This window comes from Metamycoplasma equirhinis (assembly GCF_006385185.1).
Classification (GTDB): Bacteria; Bacillota_I; Bacilli_A; order Mycoplasmatales; family Metamycoplasmataceae; genus Metamycoplasma; species Metamycoplasma equirhinis.
Genome location: NZ_VFIX01000029.1, coordinates 1 through 765 on the forward strand (window position 1 = coordinate 1; position 765 = coordinate 765).

Consider the following 765-nt stretch of genomic DNA (forward strand, 5'->3'; position numbering starts at 1 on the left):
CCTCATCGCCGGGCGACGGATATCGGGACCGGAGTCAACGTGATGGCGCGAGTCTAAGCACGCTCGGAACGGAAATGCAGAGTGTTCGACAAATCTTTCCCCAAGACATTTTTATTGGTCGCACGATGGGCGTCGTCGTCGAGCGGTATGGCAGCACCGATTTGTCTTCCAGGGGAATGTTCGTACCGTTTCATGACGTCGACTGTGTCCAATAGCTTTACATTTCCCGTTTTTATTTGCTGATGATGTCTAACACCTAGACAAACACCGTCTTGTCGTCCATCGATATGGACTCGGGCTAGCCGCCACGCCGACGGCGCACGCCAAACCGGCCGACCCGCTGCCCGCCCTACGAGCCGAAGGGCTTGGCGTTGGCGTGCAGCAATGGCTGCAGCCGCTCCGTCTTCTGCTGTGTCCAGCCGGGCGGCGAGAGCACCGCGGCCCAGCCGTCGGCCACGGTGGCGACGTAGCGGTGACCATGCCCGTCCGGCACATGCGTAGCCACCGCCATATCGGCCGAAACCTGGACGAACGTCACCACCGGGATCCAGCGTGTCTGGGGAAGGACGTCGTAGCCCCGTTGCTCTCGCAGCCAGTCCGGCTCCCGAAACAGCAGGCGGGGAGTCCACCAGGCGATCGGATCAGAGGCATGCGTCAGATGCACCACCCGCGCTCTACCCCACGGCACATCCAGTCCCTTATACACATCTGACGCTGCCGTCGAACAGAGGTATGTATAATTCGTCTGTCGCTGAATTGTACAAA

1 protein-coding gene is annotated in these 765 nt (G+C 60.1%); it reads right to left on the reverse strand.

Annotation, left to right across the window (positions count from 1 at the left end; translation table 4 throughout):
* Positions 1–349 precede the first annotated feature (349 nt).
* The coding region (locus FJM08_RS08515; protein WP_211331345.1) for an alpha/beta-hydrolase family protein at positions 350–765 on the reverse strand (416 nt) is incomplete at its 5' end.